The organism is Thiomonas sp. UBA7699 (genome assembly GCF_002482605.1).
Lineage (GTDB): Bacteria > Pseudomonadota > Gammaproteobacteria > Burkholderiales > Burkholderiaceae_C > Thiomonas > Thiomonas arsenitoxydans.
The window spans coordinates 1-20,715 of sequence record NZ_DLGH01000019.1; the positions used below are offsets into that span (position 1 = coordinate 1).

Below are 20,715 nucleotides of genomic sequence, written 5' to 3' on the forward strand. Positions count from 1 at the left end.
CCGAGCGCGGCCACGCCCAACAGGGGCTCGCGCGCGGCCAGGGTGGCGCCGCTGCGGTCGATGCGCGCCGGGTCAACGGCGGCGGTGGGGTCGGCGCGCACCCAGCCGCGTTCGGGCAGCCAGTATTCGGCCCAGGCGTGGGCGTCGCTTTGGCGCACCACCCAGGTGTCGTCTACCGGGTTGAAGCGGCCGCCCTGGTAGCCGGTGACGATGCGCGCGGGAATGCCTGCGGCCCGCATCACCACGACGAACGCCTGCGCGTAGTGTTCGCAAAAACCGGCGCGGCGGTCGAACAGAAATTGGTCCACGCCGTCGCGCCGGCCGTAGGTGCCGGGGTTGAGGGTGTAGCGGAAGGGTTGGTTGCGAAACATCTGCAGCAGGGCTTGCGCGACGAAGGCGCCGCCCTGTCCGGCCGCCTTGGCTTGCGCGGCGAGTTGCCTTCCCAGCGCCACGCTGCGCGGATCGAAGCCCGCAGGCAGGGCTTCGTCGGCACGCAGGGCGGGGCTGAATTGCGTGGGGCCGTAGCGAAACTGCGGTGACGACTCGACGGTGTAGCGCGAGAGATGGTCGAGCGGCCGCCCGGTGACCAGTTGCAGGTCGGGCAGCCACTGCACCCGATATCCCTCGATCTCGGGCGCGGCCGCCGGGGCGTCGAGCGCGAAGACGAAGGTCTGCTGCGTGGGCTGCAGGGTGACGGTGTAGCGCACGGGTGGGCCGCTCAGGTGCAGATCGGCGGGCGGGCTGAGGGTGGCGCGGTCGCGCTGGCGCGGGTCGGGCAGCCACACGCCGTTGTCGAACACGCTCAGCACCGGGCCGCGCCAGTAAAGCTCGCGGTCGGGCGGCCGCTGGCCGTGGAACACCACGCGGAAGGCGACCGAGTCGTCTCGCGCCAGCTCGGCGATCTGCCCCGGTGACATACTGGCCGACAGCCCGGTGATGGCCTGCGCGCCGCTTTGCGGCAAGGCCCACAGCGGCGCGCTCAGGCGCGGAAACACCATGAACAGCACGACCATCGCGGGCGCGCCCAGCGCCATCATCTTGAGCGCGGTGAGCAGCGACTGCCGCAGCGGCGGCCGCCCGGCGGGCAGATTGGCGTTGACCAGCGCGGCCAGCATGCCCCAGGTGGCCAGCACCATGACCAGGGCGGTGCCCAGCGATTGCGAGAACAGAAAGTTGGCCGCGATGGTGAAAAAACCGAGGAAGAACAGCACATGGGCATCGCGGCGCGAGCGCATCTCCAGGGTCTTGAGGCCGAGCAGCACGCACAGCAGCGCGACTCCGGCATCGCGCCCGAGTACGGTGTGGAAATCCCACAGGGTGATGACGACGGAGAACAGCAAAATGAGCACCAGCACGCCGCGCCGGGGCAGCGGCGCACTGCGCCAGGCCAGCGCCGCACGCCAGGCCAGCAGGCCGAGCACCAGCGCGCTCGTCCACCAAGGCAGATGGACGAACAGCGGCAGCATCAGCAGCAGCGACACGCCGAGCAGAAACAAGGTGTCGCGCGCATCGCGCGGCAGGGCGTTGGTGCGGTGGGTCCAGCGGGCCAGCAGCGTCTGGCTGGGGTTGGACTGCATCACGACTTGGCTCGCGGGGCGGCGCCCGAACGGGGCTGCAACAGGGGGCCGGGATGCAGCGCGAGCAGGCGCAGGCAGGCGGCTCGGTGCGCGGCGCCGGTGGCTGGCCTGATTTGCTGGCCGCCGAGCTGCAGGCCGTAGGGCGTGCCGGTGCGGTCGGCCGCCAGCACCCAGGCGCACAGCCGCGACAGCCGGGCTTCGATATCGAGCTGCGCGGGCAGCGTGGCGAAGTCGAGCCAGAGTTCGGCGCAGGCCTGGGGCTGGGCGGTGTCGCGGCTGATGAGTTCGTCGCTGCGGGCGAATTTTTTCCACAGCACATGCCGTAGCGAATCGCCGGTGCGGTAGGCGCGCACGCCATCGGTTTCGCCGCCGCCGCGCGCAAGCGCCGGGCCGTTGCCTGGCGTGGGGCGGGCGGGCGGCAGGGGCGGGGCGGGATGCTCGGCGGCGGGCAGCACGAGCAGTTCGATCTGCGGCTGCCAGCGGCTCCAGGCCGTCCAGACGCCCAGCGGGTAATAGCTTTCGACGGTGAGCAGGGGCCAGGCCAGCAGGCCGCGGCGCGGCGGCGTCCAGCTCAGGGTGAGGGCGGTTTCACTGTTGCGGGCGCAGTCGGCGTAGGCCCAGGGGTAGGGCGGGCTGGACGCCTTGCGGCGGGCCTTCTTCTGGGGCGCGGGCGGCGTAGCTTGGGTGCCTGCCGGGCGCAGGGCCAGCCCCCAGCGGTCGCGTGCGCCGCCTTGCAGCAGCAGGCCGAGACGGGCGCTCTGGCCCTGGTGCAGCAGGCCTTCGGGCGGCCGCGCGGTGAGCTGCAAGCCGCGAAGATTGTTGTGGGTGACATGCATGGCCATCATCGCGCTGCCCGCCAGCAGGAAGGTGAGCAGATAGCCGAGATTGAGCTGGTAGTTGATGCTCAGCACCAGCAAGACCAGCAGCAGCAGGGCGAAAAACCAGCCGGTGCGGGTGGGCAGGATGTAGACGTTGCGGTGGGTCAGCCGCGTGCTGCCGCCGGCCGGATGGCGCGCTAGCGCCCAGGCATCGAAGCGCTGCGCGAAGGCGTCGCGCAGGGTGTTCGACGCGGCGGGCTGAGGCAGGGCGGTATCGGCGGAGGGTGGCATGATCACTGCTTGGCGCGCGGGCCTTCGGGCCTTGTTACACCGGGACGTGTTCCAGCAGCGATTGCACTGCCTGCAACGAGGCGGCGCGGTTGACCGTGGGGCTGTCGAGGGTGCGCAAGCGGTGCCCGGCAACGAATGGCAGGACTTGCTGCACGTCGTCGGGAATGAGGTAGTCGCGGCCCTGCAGCAGCGCCCAGGCCCGGGCAGCGCGCAGCAGGCCCAGACCGGCGCGCGGGCTGAGCCCCTCGATGAACCAGCGCCCGTTGCGCGTCTGCGTGAGCAGCTCCTGCACATAGTCGAGCAGGGCGGGAGCGGCATGCACGGCCTGCGCCTGTCGCTGCAGCTCGATCAAGCGCTCGGGGGTCAGCACCGGCTGCAGCTCCGCGATCAGCTCGCGCCGGTCGCGGCCTTCGAGCAGGGCGCGCTCGGCGGCGCGGCTGGGGTAGCCCAGCGAGATGCACAGCAGAAAGCGGTCGAGCTGCGACTCGGGCAGGGCATAGGTGCCGAGCTGGTCGAACGGGTTTTGCGTGGCGATGACGAAAAATGGCTCGGGCAGGCGGCGCGTCTGTCCGTCCACACTCACCTGGCGCTCTTCCATCGCTTCGAGCAGGGCGCTTTGCACCTTCGGCCCGGCGCGGTTGATTTCGTCGGCCAGCAGCACCTGCGAAAACACCGGGCCGGGGTGAAACACGAACTCGCTGCGGTTGCGGTCGAACACCGAAATGCCCAGCAGATCGCCCGGCATGAGGTCGGAGGTGAACTGCGCGCGGGCGTACTGCAGCCCCAGCGTGGCGGCCAGGGCATGGGCCAGCGTGGTCTTGCCCACCCCGGGCAGATCTTCGATGAGCAAATGACCGCTGGCCAAGAGGCAGCACACGGCGAGTTCCACCTGCGGGCGCTTGCCTTTGATAATGGTTTCGAGCTGGTCGAGCAGACTGGGCAGGGCTGGGGTTTTCACGAGCGGCGGAGTGGGAGGCGACAGCGCACTATGCTACGAGGACGACGTGCATGCCCCGAATCTGGGGATATGCCGCAGGAGACAAGAACCATGACGACCGGCTTCTACACCCATGCCGACTGCACCCTGCACGAAATGGGGGCAGACCATCCCGAATGCCCGCAGCGCCTCGCCGCCATTGAAGACCGGTTGATCGCCGCGCAGATTGCGCCCTGGCTCGAACGCCACGACGACGCGCCGCCCGCCAGCCTGGAGGACGTTGAGCGCGCGCATTCGGCGCTGTATGTCGCCGATCTCAAAAAGCGCGGTGATTTCGAGCAGGGGCATGAGTGGATCGACGCGGACACGATGATGAATCCGCATACCTGGCAAGCCGCGCTGCGGGCTGCCGGTGCGGCCATCAGCGCGACCGATGCCGTCATCGACGGTCATCTGCACAACGCCTTTTGCTCCGTCCGCCCGCCCGGCCATCATGCCACCCGCGATCAGGCCATGGGGTTCTGTTTTCTCGGCAATGTCGCCATTGCCGCACGCCACGCGCTCGATGTGCGCGGGATGGAGCGCGTGGCCATCGTCGATTTCGATGTGCACCACGGCAACGGCACCGAAGACATATTCCGGGGCGATGAACGGGTGCTGATGGTGAGCTTCTTCCAGCACCCCTTCTACCCCTACAGCGGCGCGGAAGGCGAGCAGCCGAATATGGTCAACGTCCCCGTTCCGGCCTACACCAAGGGCGACGGGGTGCGTCACATCGTCACCGAGCAGTGGCTACCCCGACTGCGGGCATTTGCGCCGCAGATGCTGTTCATCAGCGCCGGCTTCGACGCCCACCGCGAAGACGATATGGGTCAGATGGGCCTGGTGGAAGCCGACTACGCCTGGATCACCCGCCAACTGGTGGACTTTGCCGAGGCGCAGTGCGAAGGCCGCATCGTCTCCTGCCTGGAAGGCGGCTACAACCTTAGCGCCCTCGGCCGCAGCGTGGCCGAGCACGTGCGGGTGCTGGCGGGGCTCGATTGAAGCGCTGGCCGGGCGCTACTTGTTTAAATCACCCAGGCAGAGATATTTCATTTCGACATATTCGTCAATGCCGTGATGTGAACCTTCGCGGCCCAGGCCGGACTGTTTCACACCGCCGAAAGGCGCGACTTCGTTGGACATCAGGCCGGTGTTGATGCCCACCATGCCGTATTCGAGTTCCTCGGCCACGCGGAAGATGCGACCGACGTCGCGGCTGAAGAAGTAGGCAGCCAGGCCGAATTCGGTGGCGTTGGCCGCGGCGATGGCCTCCTGCTCGGTCTTGAAGCGGAACACCGGCGCCACCGGGCCGAAGGTTTCCTCTCTGGCGCAGAGCATGTCGCTCGTCACATCGGCCAGTACGGTGGCTTGGAAGAAGCGTCCGGCATTGGGGCCGGTCTCCACCCGCTTGCCGCCCACCACCATGCGCGCGCCCTTGGAGGTGGCGTCGCTGATGTGCTTCTCGACCTTGGCCAGCGCCTGATCGTCGATCAGCGGGCCCAGATTCACGCCTTCATCGAAGCCGCTGCCGATTTTCAGGCTGCCCACGGCGTGCGCCAAGCGCTCGACGAATCGGTCGTAGATGCCGTCCTGCACATACAGCCGGTTGGCGCAGACGCAGGTCTGGCCGGCGTTGCGGTACTTGCTCGCCATGGCGCCTTCGATGGCCGAGTCGAGATCGGCGTCGTCGAACACGATGAAGGGTGCGTTGCCGCCGAGTTCGAGCGACAGCTTCTTGATGCTGGGCGCCGACTGCGCCATGAGGATGCGGCCGACCTCGGTGGAGCCGGTGAACGACAGATGACGCACCACCTTTGATGCGCACAGCAGCTTGCCGATGGCGATCGACCCTTCGGCGTCGGCGGTGAGCACGTTGAGCACGCCGCGCGGAATACCGGCGCGGTGGGCCAGTTCGGCTGCGGCCAGCGCGGTCAGCGGCGTCTGTTCGGCGGGCTTGATGACCACGGGGCAACCGGCGGCCAGTGCGGGCGCGACCTTGCGGGTGATCATGGCCAGGGGGAAATTCCACGGCGTGATCGCGGCGCAGACGCCGACGGGCTGCTTGAGGACGAGCAGGCGCTTGGTGGCGTCGGGGCTGGGAATGGTTTCGCCGTAAACCCGCTTGGCTTCTTCGGCGAACCATTCCACGAAGCTGGCGCCGTAGAGTACTTCGCCCTTGGCCTCGGCCAGCGGCTTGCCTTGTTCGGCGGTCATCAGGCGGGCCAGGTCGTCGGCGTTGGCCACCAGCAGATCGAACCACTTGCGCAGGATGGCGGCGCGCTGCTTGGCCGGCAGGGCGCGCCAGGCGGGCCAGGCTGCATCTGCGGCGTCGATGGCGAGCTGCGCATGCATGGGCTCCAGCGCGGGCACCTGCGCCAGTTCGGCATTGGTGGCTGGGTCGGTGACTGCGAAGCGGCGGGCGGAATCGATCCACTGGCCATCGATATAGGCCTGGGTCTTGAACAGCGTGGGGTCTTTGAGCAGGGACAGCGGATTGGCGGGCCGGTTCATGGGCAGCTCCGGTTGGGGTGAACGGGATCAGGTTGTAAGCCCTAAAATCTAACCTTTTGCATGATCGTGCGCCAGAGCCAGTTCCGCGCCCGTGCCACAGCCACTTACCCGCCCCATGAACGTCTCCGACATCCGCGAAAAATTTCTGGCCTATTACGAATCGCAGGGTTCCACCCGCGTGGCGTCTTCCTCGCTCGTGCCGGGCAACGACCCCACGCTGCTGTTCACCAACTCGGGCATGGTGCAGTTCAAGGACGTGTTCCTCGGTCAGGACCAGCGTCCCTACAAGCGCGCCACCACGGCGCAGCGTTGCGTGCGCGCCGGCGGCAAGCACAACGATCTGGAGAACGTGGGCTACACCGCGCGGCATCACACCTTCTTCGAGATGCTGGGCAACTTCAGCTTCGGCGACTACTTCAAGCGCGAAGCCATCCGCTACGCCTGGGAGTTGCTCACCACGGTCTATAAGCTCCCGGCCGAGAAGCTGTGGGTGACGGTGTACGCCGAAGACGACGAGGCGCACGACATCTGGGCCAAGGAAGTCGGCGTGCCGGTCGAGCGCATCATCCGCATTGGCGACAACAAGGGCGCCCGCTACGCCTCAGACAACTTCTGGCAGATGGCCGATACCGGCCCCTGCGGGCCCTGCAGCGAGATTTTCTACGACCACGGCCCCGAGATCTGGGGTGGCCCACCCGGCTCGGCCGAAGAAGACGGCGACCGTTACATCGAGATCTGGAACCTGGTGTTCATGCAGTTCGAGCGCTATGCCGCTGGCGAGGAGCGCTTCGAGACCGAACATCAGGCCACCGCGCGCAAACAGGCCGTCGAGGCCGAGGGCGGCATCGGTCTGGTGAGCAAGGATGGCGAAGGCTACAAGCTGGCCGTCTTCCGCCAGAAGCCCCTGCCCAAGCCCTGCGTGGATACCGGCATGGGCCTGGAGCGCATTGCCGCGGTGCTGCAGCATGTGCACAGCAATTACGAGATCGACCTGTTTCAGGCGCTCATCAAGGCCGCTGCGCGCGAGACCGCGACCGCCGATCTGGGCCATGCCTCGCTCAAGGTCATCGCCGACCACATCCGCGCCTGTGCTTTTCTCATCGTCGATGGCGTGATTCCGGGCAACGAAGGGCGCGGTTATGTGCTGCGTCGTATCGTGCGTCGCGCCATCCGCCACGGCTACAAGCTGGGCGTGCGCCAGCCGTTTTTCTACAAACTGGTGCCCGATCTGGTGGAGCAGATGGGGGCGGCCTATCCCGAGCTGGCCGAGAATCAAGATAAGGTTTCCGCAGTATTGAAACAGGAAGAGGCTCGGTTTTTCGAGACGGTCGGGTCAGGAATGCAACTTCTTGAGGCTGGGTTAGATGCCCAACAAGCTGGCCGGGAGTTTTCTCGCAAATGGAGATTGAATGGCTTTAGCCCATTCAGGGAAGGCATCACTCTCTGCCATTTCTCGGAACATAGCCCTTTACTCCCCCTTACTCACAGCGTCTTGGTGTATGACCCGAGTGTGATTCCTGATGGGATGATCAAAAAGATATCTGACGATTTACGTAGGCGCGGGGAGAATAGCGTCGAGTCGTTGAAACGGGCTTGGAATGATCTAAAAGTTCCTGGCGAACTGGCTTTCAAACTGCACGACACCTTCGGCTTCCCGCTCGACCTCACGCAGGACGTGTGCCGCGAACATGGGGTGAATGTGGATGAAGCCGCTTTCGACGTCGCCATGGCCCGCCAGCGCGAGCAAGCACGTGCAGCGGGCAAGTTCAAGATGCAGGCCGCGCTCGACTACGTCGGCGACAAGACCCGCTTCGACGGTTACGAGCATCTGCTGGTGAAGGAGGCGCGCGTGGTCGCGCTCTACAAGGATGGCACTTCGGTGCCAACCTTGCAGGCCGGCGACCCAGGCGTGGTCGTGCTCGACCGCACGCCGTTCTACGCCGAATCCGGCGGGCAGGTGGGCGACAGCGGTGTGCTGTTCGAGGGCGACTCCTGCGATCTGCGCTTTGTCGTGCACGATACGCAAAAGCTGCAGGCGGACGTGTTCGGCCACCACGGCACGCTCGAGTCGGGCAGCCTCAAAGTGGGCGAAATCGTGGCCGCGCAGGTGGACGGCGAGCGCCGTCTGGCGGTCATGCGCAACCACAGTGTGACCCACCTGATGCACAAGGCGCTGCGTCTGGTGCTGGGCGATCATGTGCAGCAAAAGGGTTCGCTGGTCGATGCCGACAAGACCCGCTTCGACTTCGCCCACGACGCGCCGATGAGCGACGACGAGATCGCCCGAGTCGAACGCCTGGTGAATGAGGAAATTCTGGCTAATGCCGCAACGCAAGCCCGCGTGATGCCCATCGACGAGGCCAAGGGGCTGGGCGCGATGATGCTGTTCGGCGAGAAGTACGGCGACACCGTGCGGGTGCTCGACATCGGCACTTCGCGCGAGCTGTGTGGCGGCACCCACGTGGCGCGCACCGGCGACATCGGGCTGTTCAAGATCGTGTTCGAAGGCGGTGTGGCCGCGGGCATCCGCCGGGTGGAGGCCATCACCGGCCTGAACGCGCTGGCCTTTGTGCAGAAGCAGAATGCGCTGGTCGCGCGGCTGTCGCGCACCCTGAAGGCGCCGGCCGAGGAGTCTGCGGCCAAGGTCGAGCAACTGTTAGAGCAGCAGCGCCAGCTCGAAAAAGACCTGGCCCAGCTCAAGGCGCAGCAGGCCGCCGCCCAGGGCGACGCCCTGGTGTCGCAGGCCATCACCATCGGCGGCACCTCGGTGCTGCTGGCGCGCATGGACGGGCTGGACGCCAAGGGCTTGCGCGAAGCGGTGGACCGCATCAAGTCCAAACTCAAGACGGCCGTGGTGCTGCTGGCAAGCGCCGAGGGCGACAAGGTGCAGCTCGCCGCAGGAGTGAGCGCTGACCGCGTGGGTCAGATCAAGGCCGGCGATCTGGTTAGTGCCGCGGCGCAGGCCGTGGGCGGCAAGGGTGGCGGTCGGCCTGACTTCGCCATGGCCGGCGGTACTCAGCCCGAGCAGATCGACGCCGCGCTGGCCCAGGCCATGAGCCTGCTGCAACAGCGTCTCGGCGCCTGAATGCGCGCAGTGGCCATGGACTTGCAGGGCAAACACATCGTTCTCGGCGTCACCGGCGGAGTCGCGGCCTACAAGGCGGCCGAGTTGACGCGGCTGCTGGTCAAGGCGGGGGCGACGGTGCAGGTCGTACTGACGGCTGCGGGTGCGCGCTTTGTCGGCGCCGCGACCTTCCAGGCGCTCACCGGTCGGCCGGTTTTCGATGACCTGTGGGATACCCGCGTGGGCAACGGCATGGCGCATATCGAGCTGACGCGCGCCGCCGATCTCGTGGTCGTCGCGCCAGCCACGGCGAATGTGCTCGCGCAGGCGGCGGGCGGCTTGTCGGACGATCTGCTCTCCACCCTGCTGCTGGCGTCCAACAAGCCCGTGCTGTTCGCCCCGGCGATGAACCGCGAGATGTGGGGCCATCCGGCCACGCAGCGCAACGTCGCCCGGCTGCGCGAAGACGGTGCGCTGATCAGCGGCCCGGCCGCGGGCGAGCAGGCCTGCGGCGAGGTCGGCGAAGGCCGCATGGTCGAACCCGAAGATTTGTTGCAAGACATCGTCGCCGCGTTTCAGCCCAAATTGTTCAAAGGCCGCACCGTGCTGGTCACCGCCGGCCCCACCTTCGAGGCCATCGACCCAGTACGCGGTCTCACCAACCGCTCCAGCGGCAAGATGGGCTACGCCGTGGCCCGCGCGGCGCGTGAGGCCGGGGCCCGCGTGGTGCTGGTCAGCGGCCCGACCGCGCTGCCCGCGCCGCATGGCGTGCAGCGGGTGGACGTGACCAGCGCGCAGGAGATGTTCGACGCGGTGATGGCGCAGGTTGACGCCGCGCAGGTGTTCATCGCCACCGCGGCCGTGGCCGACTGGCGGCCTTCACAGGTTCATGCGCAGAAACAGAAAAAGCGCGAAGGCGAGGGCGCTCCGACCATTGCCTTGCAGGCCAACCCGGACATTCTCGCCACGGTAGCCGCTTTGCCGCAGCCGCCGTTCTGCGTGGGCTTTGCCGCCGAGAGCGAAAAATTGGCGGAACACGCCGCAGCCAAGCGCCAGCGCAAAAACGTGCCGCTGCTGGTGGGCAACCTCGGGCCGGACACTTTCGGCCGCGACGACAACCGGCTGGAACTGTTCGACGCTGCCGGTCATCACCCTCTGGGCAGTGGCGACAAGCTCGTGCTGGCGCGCAAGCTCATCAATGAGATCGCGGCCCGGCTTGAACGTGCTGGTCTCTGAGCGGTGTGTGCCGCCGCCAGCGATTGAATCGCTTCATCCACCGAGGAATCCTCTTGTCTCATCCCCGCATCGCCGTCCGCCTTCTCGATGACCGTCTGCGCGAGCAGCTTCCCGCCTACGCTAGCCCGGGCAGCGCGGGCATGGATCTGCGCGCCTGCATCGACGCCCCGCTGACCCTGCAACCGGGGCAGGCCGAGCTCATTCCCACCGGCCTGGCCATGCACATCGACGACTGCGGCCTGTGCGCCATGCTGCTGCCGCGCTCCGGCCTGGGACACAAGCATGGCGTGGTGCTGGGCAATCTGGTCGGGCTGATCGATTCCGACTATCAAGGCCCGCTGATGGTGAGCTGCTGGAACCGCGGCAGCGCGGCCTACACCGTGCAACCGATGGAACGCATCGCGCAGATGGTCATCGTGCCGGTGGTGCAGGCGCAGTGGGAGGTGGTGGAGCACTTCGACGCCACCGAGCGCGGCGCCGGGGGCTTTGGCTCCACCGGCGCGCACTGATCCGCGCAAACCCATAGGGCTGTGACATGGCGCGTCGCTGGGCCAAGCTGCTGGTACGCAAGTTCGAGGTGATGCAAAGCAGCCCGTGGCTGCGTCCCTTCGCCAAATACATTGCGCACCCGGCGCTGTGGAGCCTGAACCGCCGCAGCGTGGCGCTGGCGGTGGCGGCGGGCATGATCGGCGGCTTGATTCCTGGCCCGTTCCAGATGCTCACCGCGGGCATTCTGGCTGTGATGGTGCGCTGCAACTTTCCCATCGCTCTGGTGGTGACGCTCTACAGCAATCCGCTCACCATCGTGCCGCTCTACCTCGTGGCCTACAAGCTCGGCGTGCTGGTCAGCCCCGCGCATGCTGCGCACAGGCTCACCGCGCCGCCCGATTTCGACTGGCTGCACCTCTGGGATTCGACCGTCGCGCTGGCGCACTGGGCCTGGAATCTGGGCACGCCGCTGTTCGTCGGCGTGCCGCTGCTGGCGCTCATTCTGGCCGTTGCCGGTTATTTCATCACCCTGTTCGGTTGGAGTTTGCACCTGCGGCTGGAATGGCGCGCGCGCAAAAAAGCGCGGCTGGCGCGCGAAGCGGCCAGCGCGCAGCAGAAAAACCGAGAATGAATTGAATACCGGCGGGGTTTACCGCGAGGTTTATTTCTCGCCGGGGAGAAACAGCCCTGCATCAGCCGAATCGAGCAGCGCGCTCTGCACCTCGATTTCGTCGGGATCGGCTTCGCGCACGTCGAGCACGGTGTATTCGATGCGCAGCGCCATACCTGCCAGCGGATGGTTGCCGTCGAGCAGCACCTTTTCGTCGTGAATTTCGGTCACGGTGTAGAAGGCATCGGCATCGCCCGGCGAGCAGCCCTCGGGCAGTTGCTCGAACATCATGCCCTCTTCGAGTTCGGCGGGAAACAGCTTGCGGTCTTCGACCAGCAGCAAGTCGGCGTCGTAGTCGCCGAACGCATCTTCGGGCTGCAGATAGATGTCGCCCTTGTCGCCCACGCCCATGCCCAGCATCTGCTCGGCCATGCGCGGCAGCAGATCGTCGCCGCCGACATAGAAGTCGTCGCCTTCGGCGTTTTCGTCGATCAACTCGCCTTGCGAGTCTGTCATGCGCCAGGACAGGGTGGCGACAAGGCCTTCGGTAATTTTCATGGTTATGCTCGCTGGAGTTTGAATATGGAAACGGGGAACGACCAAAAGTTCGCCCGCATTGGAACATGACAAAGATGTCAACTGCGACGCTTCATTGGGGGGCCTTCACCGAAGCCCGCTTCCTGCGCGAAATCTGGCAGCGTAAACCGCTGCTGCTGCGCCAGGCCTTTCCGGGCTTCAAGCCCCTGCTCAGCCGGGCGCAACTGTTCGCTCTGGCTGGGCATGACGATGTCGAATCGCGCCTATTGCAGCGCGCGGGCCGCCGCTGGCAGCTCGATCACGGGCCTTTTTCGCGCAAGCAGCTTCCGCCCGTCGAACAGCGCAACTGGACGCTGCTGGTTCAGGGGGTGAACCTGCACGTCGATGCCGCAGGCGATTTGCTGCGGCAATTCCGCTTCATTCCCGACGCGCGGCTCGACGACCTGATGATTTCGTGGGCCAGCGAGGGCGGCGGCGTTGGGCCGCACCAAGATGCTTACGACGTATTCCTGCTGCAAGCCGCCGGACGGCGGCGCTGGCGCATCGGTCCGGTGGAAGACGCCACGCTACAACCCGGCAAACCGGTCAAGCTGCTGGCGAAATTCACGCCCGAGGAAGACCTGATCCTCGAACCCGGCGACATGCTTTATCTGCCCCCTGGCTGGGGCCACGACGGCATCGCGGCCAGCGGTGATTGCATGACTTACTCGGTGGGCTTTCGCGCGCCGCCGCAGGGCGAGTTGCTCAAGGAAGTGCTGTGGCAACTGGCGGAAGCGCAGCAAAGCGGCGCGATCTACCGCGATCCGCCGCTGCGCTCTGGGGCGTCTCCCGCGCTGCTTCCTGAGGCCATGGTGAAGTTTGCCCGCGAGGCTTTCAGCCGCCTCAAACCCGACGCTGCGATGTTCGAGAACGTGCTCGGTCTCTACCTCACCACTCCCAAGCCTCAGGTCTGGTTCGAAAGCGTCGAAACCCCTGCAGCCACATTGCGCCACGCGTGTCGGCAGACGGGTTGTCGGCTCGATCGCCGCAGCAAAATGCTCTACACCGCGCAGGCGCTGTTCCTCAATGGAGAGGCGGTGGATGCTGCATTGGCCTCCTCCGCGTTGCTGCGCCAACTGGCCGATCAGCAAAACCTGAGCGCTGCGCAGGTTCAGACGGCGACTTCGGCAGAACAGGCCGCCTTGACCGACTGGTGCTCTATCGGCTGGTTGCAACCGGGCCATGAGCGTTCAGCCGAGAGTTCGCCCGCATAGCAAACTCGAGTGACATCCAGATGACGCCGATCGGCCAAGACCTGCCCTTCGAGACGCGCACTCAAGCCTATGCGGCCCTCGGCGCGCTTGTGGCCGATCATGGAGCGAGTCTTTACTGTTTCAGCGCCGACTATCGCGCCTGGCCGTTGAATCAGCCCGCGTTCATCCAGCAACTGGAGCAATGGGCGCTGCGCGATGCCAGACGTCTCGATGCCCTGCGGTTTTTGGCGCTGGACTGGAGCCAGGTGAGAGGCCGTTTTCCGCGCTTCGCCGCGTTCCGCCGCGACTTTGCTCACCTGGTGAGTTGTCGCCAGATTGCCGAAACGGGCGCTCGCGGATTGGTCGAAATGGCAGGATCGCCTCGTTGCGCCGTCTATGCACATACCGCGACATGGATGTCGGGCGAGACCTTGCAGACGGCTGCGCGTGTGCACGCCTTGCGCATGCGTTTCGACGAGGTCTGGGAGCAGGCCACCCCGGCATTTCCTGCGGTGATTCTGGGTTTGTGACAATTTTGCAACACGGCAATTCGGAACCTTGAAATTGCAACACGGGGATAACCCGAAGTCCCACTATACTTATGCGCTGAACTTGATATGCAAACCGGTTCTGGTTGCGATTGGGTTCAATCAGGACGGTAAAGAATTTTTTCGGGCCAACCCCCATTTTGACTGACGCTTAGAGGAAAGTAATGAAAAAGTCCCTTCTGCTGGCATCCATGATCGCCGCTCTCGCCCTGGCCGCTTGCGGTAAAAAAGAAGAGGCCGCTCCGGCTGCTTCGGCTCCCGCTGCTGCCTCTGCGCCCGCTGCTGCCTCGGCTCCGGCCTCGGCACCTGCTGCTGCTTCGGCTCCCGCTGCTGCTTCGGCTCCCGCCGCTGCTTCGGCCCCGGCTGCTGCTGCATCTGGCGCCAGCGCTGCCAAGTAATTTCTTTGCAGACGCAAAAAAGCCGGCGCAAGTCGGCTTTTTTGTGGTCTAAATTTTGGCCGACCATAGCCCTCTAGTGGGCCATGGTCTTGGGTGACTTACGACTTACTGAATCTGCTGTTGCAGGATTTGCAGGATCTTGCGCGCGTCGTCGGTCTGCAGCGGCTTGCCCTCAAGTGTCTGCACGGTCACCACGGTTTGCGTCCCGGCGTTTTGCAGGGCAATGCGGTAGTCGGCCGGTTTGGGCTCGCTTTCCTTTTTGCCGAACAGCTTGCCGAAAAATCCCGTGCTGTCCTGCGAGGCCTTGAGCGCGGCTTCAGCACTGATGTAGCGCACATCGAAGCGGCCTTCTGCGCGGTTGCGTTCAATCACGGTGAAGCCTGCAGTATTGATCGCCAGGCTGACCTTACGCCAAGCGGTTTCGAAGCCGTCTTGTAATTGCAGCGCCAGGCCGTCGTCCACGAGTTTTGAGGCCACGGGTTGGGCCAGTTGCACCGGATTTTCGATGCGTTGTTTCGCCGCCTCCTCGCTCAGACCCAGGGTGACCATGAGTTTGCGCAAAAAGATGGTGTTGAGCCCTGGATCGGGTGTTGCGGGCTCCCAGGCCGTGGTCGATTTGTCGTTGGAGTTGTAGACCTCTTTCATCGTCTGGTGGGTGATGTAGATCTGCGTGCCCTTGCCGTCGGGTGTGCGCTCGAACACCGTGCGGAAGCGGTCGCGCGTGCCGGTGTCGTACAGACTGTCGAACACCTTGCCGAGATACTTACGAATGAAGTCCTGCGGCAGTTTGGCCCGGTTTTCCGCCCAGTCGGTCTCCATCACGCCGTTTGTGGCATCAGCCTGGGTGAGATAGAAGCCGTTTTCCTGCCAGAAACCTTTGACTTTTTCCCAGAGTTGATCGGGGCTGGAGTCGACCACCAGCCAGCGTTGACCGCCCGCCTGGTCGATGCGCATGCCAGGGTATTGCGGCAAAACGGTGTTGGTCTTGGCGACTTGCTCGGCGGTTTGCACTCCCTTGTCGTAAGCGAGCGCGCTCACCGGGGCATTGGGGCTGCCCGGAACGACGTATTGCTCTTGTCGCGCAAGTTGGGTGAGGTCGGGCGGCACTTCGAGCGGATTGCCCTGTTTGGCGCTTTCGTAGTCCACTCCCTTGCCCTGAACAACGGTGTTCAGGGATGAGCAGCCGCTGAGGAAGGCGCCGGCGCTCAGGGCAATGGCCAAGGCGCTCAACCGCCAGTGATTGGATAGGTTCATACGCAAGAAGGTCTCGGAGATGCGAAGGGGTGAATGGGGAAAATCAGTGAACGAAATCAGTGAACCACCGGCAGGCCCAGTGCCTGCAAGGCCGCACGCAACGGGGCGTGAAAGGTCGATTGCAAGGGGGTCAGGGGTAGTCGCAGGCCCGAGTCGATGCGACCCATGAGGCGCAGTGCTTCCTTGACGGGTATGGGGTTGGGCTCACAGAACAGTAGCTGATTGAGCTCGATGAGCTCGAAATGCAGTTTGCTGGCCAGCGCGGCGTTGCCCGCCATCGCGGCCGTGCACAGTTGGTGCATGCGGCGTGGAACGACGTTGGCCGACACGCTGATGTTGCCATGCCCGCCCAGCAGCATCAGCGCCACGGCGGTCGGGTCGTCGCCGGAATAAATGGCAAACGAAGACGGAGCGCGCCGAATGAGCTGTGCGGCGCGGTCGATGTTGCCTGAGGCCTCTTTGATGCCGATGATGCCGGGCACCTGGGCGAGACGCAGGGCAGTGTCCACCTGCATATCGGCCACGGTGCGGCCCGGCACGTTGTAGAGCACCACGGGGATGTCGATCGCCTCGGCGATGGCGGTGAAATGCGCCACCATGCCGTCTTGCGTGGGACGGTTGTAGTAAGGCACGACGCTGAGCACACAATCGGCCCCGACTTCCTGGCAGCGCTTGGAGAGTTCGATGGCTTCGCTGGTGGAGTTGGCACCGGCGCCGGCCATCACGGGCACGCGGCCAGCCGCCTGTTGGACTACCGTGCGCACGATTTCGATGTGCTCGTCCACCGGCAGGGTGGGAGATTCGCCCGTGGTGCCGCAGGGGCTGATGCAGTCGGTGCCTTGTTCGATGTGCCAGTCGACCAGCTTGCGCAGCGCGGGGTAGTCCACGCTGCCATCGGAGTGCATGGGGGTCACCAGGGCGACGATGCTGCCGCGGATGACCAGAGGTTGGGAGGACATTGGTCTGCGTGTGCTGCTTGTGAGCTGCCTGTCAAATGGAAAGATTGTATCGGTCTGCCGCGCTGGCGTTGGGCGCTTCGCGCACGGCGGCGATGCGCTGCACATACGCGGGGTGAGGCGCTTGGACAAAGCCGTCTTCGAAGGCCAGTACGCGCAGCGCCGGGCGCACCGCGTCGAGCAACTCGCCAGGCCGCAGCAAGAAATCAGGATTCGACGGCTTGCCCACGCTGGCTTGACCGAGGGCGAAGGTTTCGTAGAGCAGAAAGCCGCCGGGGGCGACCGCTTCCACGATGCGCGGCAGCAAAGGGCGCCAGAGATAGTTGGTCACGACCACCGCATCGAAAGTTTGTTCGCCGTAGGGCCAGGGACCGGCTTCCAGGTCGCCCACCAGCACCTGCGCCAGATCGCGCAGCCCGGCGAGGGCTTCAGCGTTGCGGTCCACCGCAAACACCGTATGGCCGCGTTGCTGCAGCCAGCGCACATGGCGACCTCCGCCGCAGGCCACATCGAGCACGTTGCCGCCCGCGCGCAGCAGCGAGGCATGGCGGACTATCCAGGGGGAAGGCGGGGCGTCGTTGCGGGCTTCTGGGGTCATGGCGCAGCATCGTAACGGGGCGCCCGTGTGAAAGATGTTTGTGCCTCATGTTGACAAGGCAGAATAGGGGAAACCCTTCTCCCATCCATTCCTCGACTTTCACCGCAAAACGACATGACCACAGCCACCATCCTCGTCACCGGCGGCGCCGGCTACATCGGCTCGCACACCTGCGTCGCTCTCATCGAAGCGGGTTACCTCCCGGTGGTGTACGACAACCTGTGCAACAGCAGTGCCGAGTCGCTGGCGCGGGTGGAGCGCATCACCGGCAAGCGCCCTGCATTCATGCAGGCCGACATCCGCGATGCGGCGCGGCTCGACGCCGTGTTCGCGCAGCACAAGATCGACGCCGTGATCCACTTCGCCGGACTGAAGGCGGTGGGTGAGTCGGTGGAAAAACCGCTGATCTACTACGACAACAACGTCGGCGGCACGGTGGTTCTGCTCGAGGCGATGCAACGCGCCAAGGTGCACAACCTCATCTTCTCGTCGTCGGCCACGGTCTATGGCGATCCCGCTTCGACGCCCATCCGTGAAGACTTTCCGCTCAGCGCGACCAATGCCTACGGCCGCAGCAAACTGATGATCGAAGAAATTCTCGGCGATCTGCACCGGGCCGAACCGCATTGGCGCATCGCCCGTCTGCGCTACTTCAACCCGGTGGGTGCGCACGAAAGCGGGCTCATCGGCGAAGACCCGCGCGGCATTCCCAACAACCTCATGCCCTACATCACCCAGGTGGCGGTGGGCCGCCTGCAGAAGCTGCGGGTGTTCGGCGGCGACTGGCCTACGGTGGACGGCAGCGGCGTGCGCGACTACATCCATGTCATGGATCTGGCCGAGGGGCACGTGGCGGCGCTGCGTTATCTGTTGGGCCATGAGGGCATGTTCACCGTCAACCTCGGCACCGGCCAAGGTTACTCGGTGCTGCAGATGGTGCAGGCCTTCGGCAAGAGCATCGGCCGCGATCTGCCGTATGAGATCGTGGCGCGCCGTCCGGGCGACATCGCCGAATGCTGGGCCGATCCGGCGGCGGCGAAAGCCCTTCTGGGCTGGAGCGCCAAACGCGGGCTCGACACCATTTGCGCCGACGCCTGGCGCTGGCAGCAGGGCAACCCGGAAGGCTATGGCGCTTGAGCGCTGCGACTGACAGGCCGATCTCTCGTTTTATTGATGCCCCGTGCTTGCGCCGGTTTGCCGCCGGGCGCTATGGTTAGCCTTGATCTAACAGACTGAAAGGAACATCATGAGCAAAAGCACCCTGCATGCCTCATCGACCCCGATTCACATCGGCATTTCGGATGACGACCGCGCCAAAGTGGCCGAGCAGCTCTCGCATCTGCTGGCCGATACCTACACGCTCTATCTCACCACGCACAACTTCCACTGGAACGTGACCGGGCCGATGTTCAACACCCTTCATCTGATGTTTATGGATCAGTACACCGAGCTGTGGAATGCGGTCGATCCGATTGCCGAGCGCATCCGCGCACTCGGCTTCTCCGTGCCCGGCTCCTATCACGGTTTCAGTTCGCGCTCCAGCCTGGCCGACGTGCCGGCGCAGCCGCCCAAGGCTCAGGAGATGATCGGCATTCTGGTCAAGGGCCACGAGGCTGTGGCCAAGACGGCGCGCGCGGTGTTCACCGTGGCCGACGAGGTCAACGATCAGCCCACCGCCGACCTAATGACCCAGCGCCTGGACATTCACGAAAAAACCGCCTGGATGCTGCGCTCGCTGCTCGAAGGCTGATCGGCGTTCAGTCGTTTCCCCCGTCATCCGTTTCATCGACGTTCCCTGCGTGGCGATAATTCACGCATGGAACGTTTGCGCTTATGGCTGGCCTTGATCCGTTGGGACAAGCCGGTCGGTTCTCTTCTCTTGTTGTGGCCGAGTCTGTCGGCTTTGTGGATCGCCAGCGACGGGCGACCGAGTTGGTGGCTGGTCGTCGTGTTCATCGCGGGTACGTTTCTCATGCGTTCGGCTGGTTGTGCGGTGAACGATGTGGCCGACCAAGACTTCGACCGCGCCGTGCGCCGCACCGCGCAGCGTCCGGTCACCTCGGGCAAGGTGTCCAGCCGGGAGGCGCTGCTGGTCGGCGCGGCGCTCGCACTCGCGGCCTTCGGCCTGGTGCTCACCACCAACCTGCTCACCATCCAGATGTCGGTCGCGGCGTTGCTGATCGCCATCGCCTATCCCTACACCAAGCGCTGGCTCGCGCTGCCGCAGGCCTATCTCGGCGTGGCCTTCAGCTTCGGCATTCCCATGGCCTTTGCCGCAGCGCGCGGCGACGTGCCGCTGCTGGCCTGGGTGCTGCTGCTGGGCAATCTGTTTTGGGTGCTGGCCTACGACACCGAATACGCCATGGTCGACCGCGAAGACGATCTCAAGGTCGGCATCAAGACCTCGGCCATCACCTTCGGCCGCGCCGACGTGGCGGCGGTCATGGCGAGCTATTGCGCCTACATCGCGCTATGGGCTGCCGTGGGGTGGGCGCTGCAACTGAGCTGGCCTTACTTCCTGGGCGTGGCCGCCGCCGCAGCGCAGGCCGGGTATCACTACACCCTCATCCGCGAGCGCGATCCGGCGCAATGCTTTCGCGCCTTCCGGCTCAACCACTATCTGGGTTTGGCGATGTTTGTCGGGGTCGTCTGCGCTTACGCCATCAAGCCGTGAGCCGTTCCAGTGCCTCACGGTAGCGGGCCAGGGTGTGCTCAATGACGTCGGCGGGAAGGGTGGGGGGCGGCGGTTGTTTGTTCCAGCCGGGCACGCCCTCGAGCCAGTCGCGCAGAAACTGTTTGTCGAAGCTCGGCGGCGAGCTGCCCTCCAACCAAGTGTCGGCGGGCCAGAAGCGCGAGGAATCCGGGGTGAGCACTTCGTCCATCAGGGTGAGGGTGCCGTTGTCATCGAGGCCGAATTCGAACTTGGTGTCGGCGATCAGGATGCCGCGCGCGGCGGCGTAGTCGGCAGCGCGTTGATAGAGGGTGATGCTGATGTCGCGCACTTGCGCGGCGAGTTCGGCACCGATGGCCTGCTCCATTTGCGCGAAGGAAATGTTCTCGTCATGTTCGCCCAGTTCGGCCTTGGTGGCGGGGGTGAAAATGGGCGCGGGCAGCTTGCTGGCGAGCTTTAAGCCTTTTGGTAGGGCGACGCCGCAGACCGCGCCGGTGGCTTGATAGTCTTTCCAGCCCGAACCCGCGAGATAGCCGCGCACCACGGCTTCCACCGGCAGGGGTTTGAGGCGTTTGACCACCATGGCGCGACCGCGCACCTGACTGCGCTCGTCTGCGGCCACCACGGCCTCGGGATCGATGTCGAGCAAATGGTTGGGCGCCACGTCGTGCAGCAGGCCGAACCAGAACCGCGCCATGCGGTTGAGAATTTCGCCCTTGCCGGGAATGGGCTCGGCCATGATGACGTCAAACGCCGAGATGCGGTCTGTGGCCACCATCAGCAGGCGGTCGGCGCCCACAGCATAGTTTTCGCGCACCTTGCCGCGCGACAGCAAGGGCAGGGAATGCAGGGAGGATTGCAGCAGGGCAGAGGTCATGGGCGGGCTTTCGTGAGGAATGGAGCGATTGTAGAAATTCGCAGGGTTGAGTTTTTCACCCGCCGCGTT

General features: G+C 65.2%; 20 protein-coding genes. 11 read left to right on the forward strand and 9 right to left on the reverse strand.

The window, feature by feature from the left end:
• The 3 genes from B3H47_RS08220 to B3H47_RS08230 all read right to left on the reverse strand — a co-directional run.
• A partial coding sequence (locus B3H47_RS08220) for a DUF3488 and transglutaminase-like domain-containing protein (RefSeq protein WP_286986694.1) occupies nucleotides 1-1,577 on the reverse strand: 1,577 nt, incomplete at its 3' end.
• Nucleotides 1,577-2,686 (reverse strand): DUF58 domain-containing protein, encoded by a 1,110-nt coding sequence (locus tag B3H47_RS08225; RefSeq protein ID WP_286986695.1) that lies wholly within the window; start codon nucleotides 2,684-2,686, stop codon nucleotides 1,577-1,579. The genes B3H47_RS08220 and B3H47_RS08225, both read right to left, overlap by 1 nt.
• 34 nt (nucleotides 2,687-2,720) lie before the next feature.
• Nucleotides 2,721-3,644 carry an AAA family ATPase gene (locus B3H47_RS08230; RefSeq protein ID WP_013105060.1) on the reverse strand — a complete coding sequence of 308 codons (924 nt, stop codon included), beginning with the start codon at nucleotides 3,642-3,644 and terminating at the stop codon, nucleotides 2,721-2,723.
• Nucleotides 3,645-3,734: 90 nt separating this feature from the next.
• On the opposite strand from B3H47_RS08230, the gene B3H47_RS08235 reads away from it, so the two are divergent.
• Nucleotides 3,735-4,667 carry a histone deacetylase family protein gene (locus B3H47_RS08235; protein WP_156053273.1) on the forward strand — a complete coding sequence of 311 codons (933 nt, stop codon included), beginning with the start codon at nucleotides 3,735-3,737 and terminating at the stop codon, nucleotides 4,665-4,667.
• Nucleotides 4,668-4,682: 15 nt separating this feature from the next.
• Here B3H47_RS08235 and B3H47_RS08240 read toward each other — a convergent pair whose 3' ends face one another.
• The gene (locus tag B3H47_RS08240; RefSeq protein WP_156053272.1) at nucleotides 4,683-6,176 is read right to left on the reverse strand and encodes an NAD-dependent succinate-semialdehyde dehydrogenase; all 1,494 of its coding nucleotides are present in this window, start codon (nucleotides 6,174-6,176) and stop codon (nucleotides 4,683-4,685) included.
• 115 nt (nucleotides 6,177-6,291) lie between these two features.
• Between B3H47_RS08240 and alaS the strand changes: the two genes are divergently transcribed.
• The 4 genes from alaS to B3H47_RS08260 are packed head-to-tail and all read left to right on the forward strand — an operon-like array spanning nucleotide 6,292 to nucleotide 11,596.
• Entirely contained in the window at nucleotides 6,292-9,261 is a 2,970-nt protein-coding gene (gene alaS / locus B3H47_RS08245; RefSeq protein ID WP_156053271.1) for an alanine--tRNA ligase, read from the forward strand.
• A gap of 15 nt (nucleotides 9,262-9,276) precedes the next feature.
• Entirely contained in the window at nucleotides 9,277-10,476 is a 1,200-nt protein-coding gene (gene coaBC / locus B3H47_RS08250) for a bifunctional phosphopantothenoylcysteine decarboxylase/phosphopantothenate--cysteine ligase CoaBC (RefSeq protein WP_156055231.1), read from the forward strand.
• A gap of 53 nt (nucleotides 10,477-10,529) precedes the next feature.
• Complete coding sequence (gene dut / locus B3H47_RS08255) at nucleotides 10,530-10,985, forward strand: dUTP diphosphatase (protein WP_156053270.1); 456 nt, start codon at nucleotides 10,530-10,532, stop codon at nucleotides 10,983-10,985.
• Between the two features lie 26 nt (nucleotides 10,986-11,011).
• Nucleotides 11,012-11,596, forward strand: a complete 585-nt coding sequence (locus tag B3H47_RS08260) for a DUF2062 domain-containing protein (RefSeq protein WP_156053269.1) — start codon at nucleotides 11,012-11,014, stop codon at nucleotides 11,594-11,596.
• 30 nt (nucleotides 11,597-11,626) lie between these two features.
• Here the strand turns inward: B3H47_RS08260 and B3H47_RS08265 are convergent, their stop codons facing one another.
• Nucleotides 11,627-12,133: an FKBP-type peptidyl-prolyl cis-trans isomerase gene (locus tag B3H47_RS08265; RefSeq protein WP_156053268.1), complete on the reverse strand. Its 507-nt coding sequence runs from the start codon at nucleotides 12,131-12,133 to the stop codon at nucleotides 11,627-11,629.
• Nucleotides 12,134-12,207: 74 nt separating this feature from the next.
• On the opposite strand from B3H47_RS08265, the gene B3H47_RS08270 reads away from it, so the two are divergent.
• The 3 genes from B3H47_RS08270 (at nucleotide 12,208) to B3H47_RS08280 (ending at nucleotide 14,290) form a co-directional block, all read left to right on the forward strand.
• A complete protein-coding gene (locus B3H47_RS08270; protein ID WP_156053267.1) occupies nucleotides 12,208-13,365 on the forward strand; it encodes a JmjC domain-containing protein in 1,158 nt (385 codons plus the stop codon).
• A gap of 20 nt (nucleotides 13,366-13,385) precedes the next feature.
• A complete protein-coding gene (locus B3H47_RS08275) occupies nucleotides 13,386-13,874 on the forward strand; it encodes a hypothetical protein (protein ID WP_156053266.1) in 489 nt (162 codons plus the stop codon).
• A gap of 182 nt (nucleotides 13,875-14,056) precedes the next feature.
• Nucleotides 14,057-14,290, forward strand: coding sequence for a hypothetical protein (locus B3H47_RS08280; protein WP_079668456.1), 234 nt, complete (start codon nucleotides 14,057-14,059; stop codon nucleotides 14,288-14,290).
• Between the two features lie 105 nt (nucleotides 14,291-14,395).
• Here the strand turns inward: B3H47_RS08280 and bamC are convergent, their stop codons facing one another.
• The 3 genes from bamC to B3H47_RS08295 are packed head-to-tail and all read right to left on the reverse strand — an operon-like array spanning nucleotide 14,396 to nucleotide 17,098.
• Nucleotides 14,396-15,544: an outer membrane protein assembly factor BamC gene (gene bamC, locus B3H47_RS08285; protein ID WP_156053265.1), complete on the reverse strand. Its 1,149-nt coding sequence runs from the start codon at nucleotides 15,542-15,544 to the stop codon at nucleotides 14,396-14,398.
• Nucleotides 15,545-15,600: 56 nt separating this feature from the next.
• Nucleotides 15,601-16,503, reverse strand: a complete 903-nt coding sequence (gene dapA / locus B3H47_RS08290; protein ID WP_156053264.1) for a 4-hydroxy-tetrahydrodipicolinate synthase — start codon at nucleotides 16,501-16,503, stop codon at nucleotides 15,601-15,603.
• Nucleotides 16,504-16,534: 31 nt separating this feature from the next.
• On the reverse strand, nucleotides 16,535-17,098 hold the full coding sequence (locus B3H47_RS08295; RefSeq protein ID WP_156053263.1) for a class I SAM-dependent methyltransferase: 564 nt from the start codon (nucleotides 17,096-17,098) through the stop codon (nucleotides 16,535-16,537).
• Nucleotides 17,099-17,212: 114 nt separating this feature from the next.
• Here B3H47_RS08295 and galE point away from each other — a divergent pair, with 114 nt between their 5' ends.
• From galE to ubiA, 3 genes are all read left to right on the forward strand, one after another.
• On the forward strand, nucleotides 17,213-18,235 hold the full coding sequence (gene galE / locus B3H47_RS08300; protein WP_156053262.1) for a UDP-glucose 4-epimerase GalE: 1,023 nt from the start codon (nucleotides 17,213-17,215) through the stop codon (nucleotides 18,233-18,235).
• 109 nt (nucleotides 18,236-18,344) lie between these two features.
• Nucleotides 18,345-18,848 carry a Dps family protein gene (locus tag B3H47_RS08305; RefSeq protein WP_013122523.1) on the forward strand — a complete coding sequence of 168 codons (504 nt, stop codon included), beginning with the start codon at nucleotides 18,345-18,347 and terminating at the stop codon, nucleotides 18,846-18,848.
• A 66-nt stretch (nucleotides 18,849-18,914) separates the two neighbouring features.
• Nucleotides 18,915-19,772 carry a 4-hydroxybenzoate octaprenyltransferase gene (ubiA, locus tag B3H47_RS08310; RefSeq protein WP_156053261.1) on the forward strand — a complete coding sequence of 286 codons (858 nt, stop codon included), beginning with the start codon at nucleotides 18,915-18,917 and terminating at the stop codon, nucleotides 19,770-19,772.
• On the opposite strand, the gene B3H47_RS08315 is transcribed toward ubiA, so the two are convergent.
• Entirely contained in the window at nucleotides 19,762-20,646 is an 885-nt protein-coding gene (locus B3H47_RS08315) for a phosphoribosylaminoimidazolesuccinocarboxamide synthase (RefSeq protein WP_156053260.1), read from the reverse strand. The genes ubiA and B3H47_RS08315 overlap by 11 nt on opposite strands.
• Nucleotides 20,647-20,715: the final 69 nt, after the last annotated feature.

Coding starts and splice junctions, on each gene's coding strand:
- B3H47_RS08260 (WP_156053269.1), top strand. CDS start 11,012: ATGGCGCGTCGCTGGGCCAAGCTGCTGGTACGCAAGTTCGAGGTGATG.
- coaBC (WP_156055231.1), top strand. CDS start 9,277: ATGGACTTGCAGGGCAAACACATCGTTCTCGGCGTCACCGGCGGAGTC.
- B3H47_RS08305 (WP_013122523.1), top strand. CDS start 18,345: ATGAGCAAAAGCACCCTGCATGCCTCATCGACCCCGATTCACATCGGC.
- B3H47_RS08295 (WP_156053263.1), bottom strand. CDS start 17,098: ATGACCCCAGAAGCCCGCAACGACGCCCCGCCTTCCCCCTGGATAGTC.
- B3H47_RS08235 (WP_156053273.1), top strand. CDS start 3,735: ATGACGACCGGCTTCTACACCCATGCCGACTGCACCCTGCACGAAATG.
- galE (WP_156053262.1), top strand. CDS start 17,213: ATGACCACAGCCACCATCCTCGTCACCGGCGGCGCCGGCTACATCGGC.
- B3H47_RS08265 (WP_156053268.1), bottom strand. CDS start 12,133: ATGAAAATTACCGAAGGCCTTGTCGCCACCCTGTCCTGGCGCATGACA.
- dapA (WP_156053264.1), bottom strand. CDS start 16,503: ATGTCCTCCCAACCTCTGGTCATCCGCGGCAGCATCGTCGCCCTGGTG.
- alaS (WP_156053271.1), top strand. CDS start 6,292: ATGAACGTCTCCGACATCCGCGAAAAATTTCTGGCCTATTACGAATCG.
- B3H47_RS08280 (WP_079668456.1), top strand. CDS start 14,057: ATGAAAAAGTCCCTTCTGCTGGCATCCATGATCGCCGCTCTCGCCCTG.
- B3H47_RS08315 (WP_156053260.1), bottom strand. CDS start 20,646: ATGACCTCTGCCCTGCTGCAATCCTCCCTGCATTCCCTGCCCTTGCTG.
- B3H47_RS08270 (WP_156053267.1), top strand. CDS start 12,208: ATGTCAACTGCGACGCTTCATTGGGGGGCCTTCACCGAAGCCCGCTTC.
- B3H47_RS08225 (WP_286986695.1), bottom strand. CDS start 2,686: ATGCCACCCTCCGCCGATACCGCCCTGCCTCAGCCCGCCGCGTCGAAC.
- B3H47_RS08275 (WP_156053266.1), top strand. CDS start 13,386: ATGACGCCGATCGGCCAAGACCTGCCCTTCGAGACGCGCACTCAAGCC.
- bamC (WP_156053265.1), bottom strand. CDS start 15,544: ATGAACCTATCCAATCACTGGCGGTTGAGCGCCTTGGCCATTGCCCTG.
- ubiA (WP_156053261.1), top strand. CDS start 18,915: ATGGAACGTTTGCGCTTATGGCTGGCCTTGATCCGTTGGGACAAGCCG.
- B3H47_RS08240 (WP_156053272.1), bottom strand. CDS start 6,176: ATGAACCGGCCCGCCAATCCGCTGTCCCTGCTCAAAGACCCCACGCTG.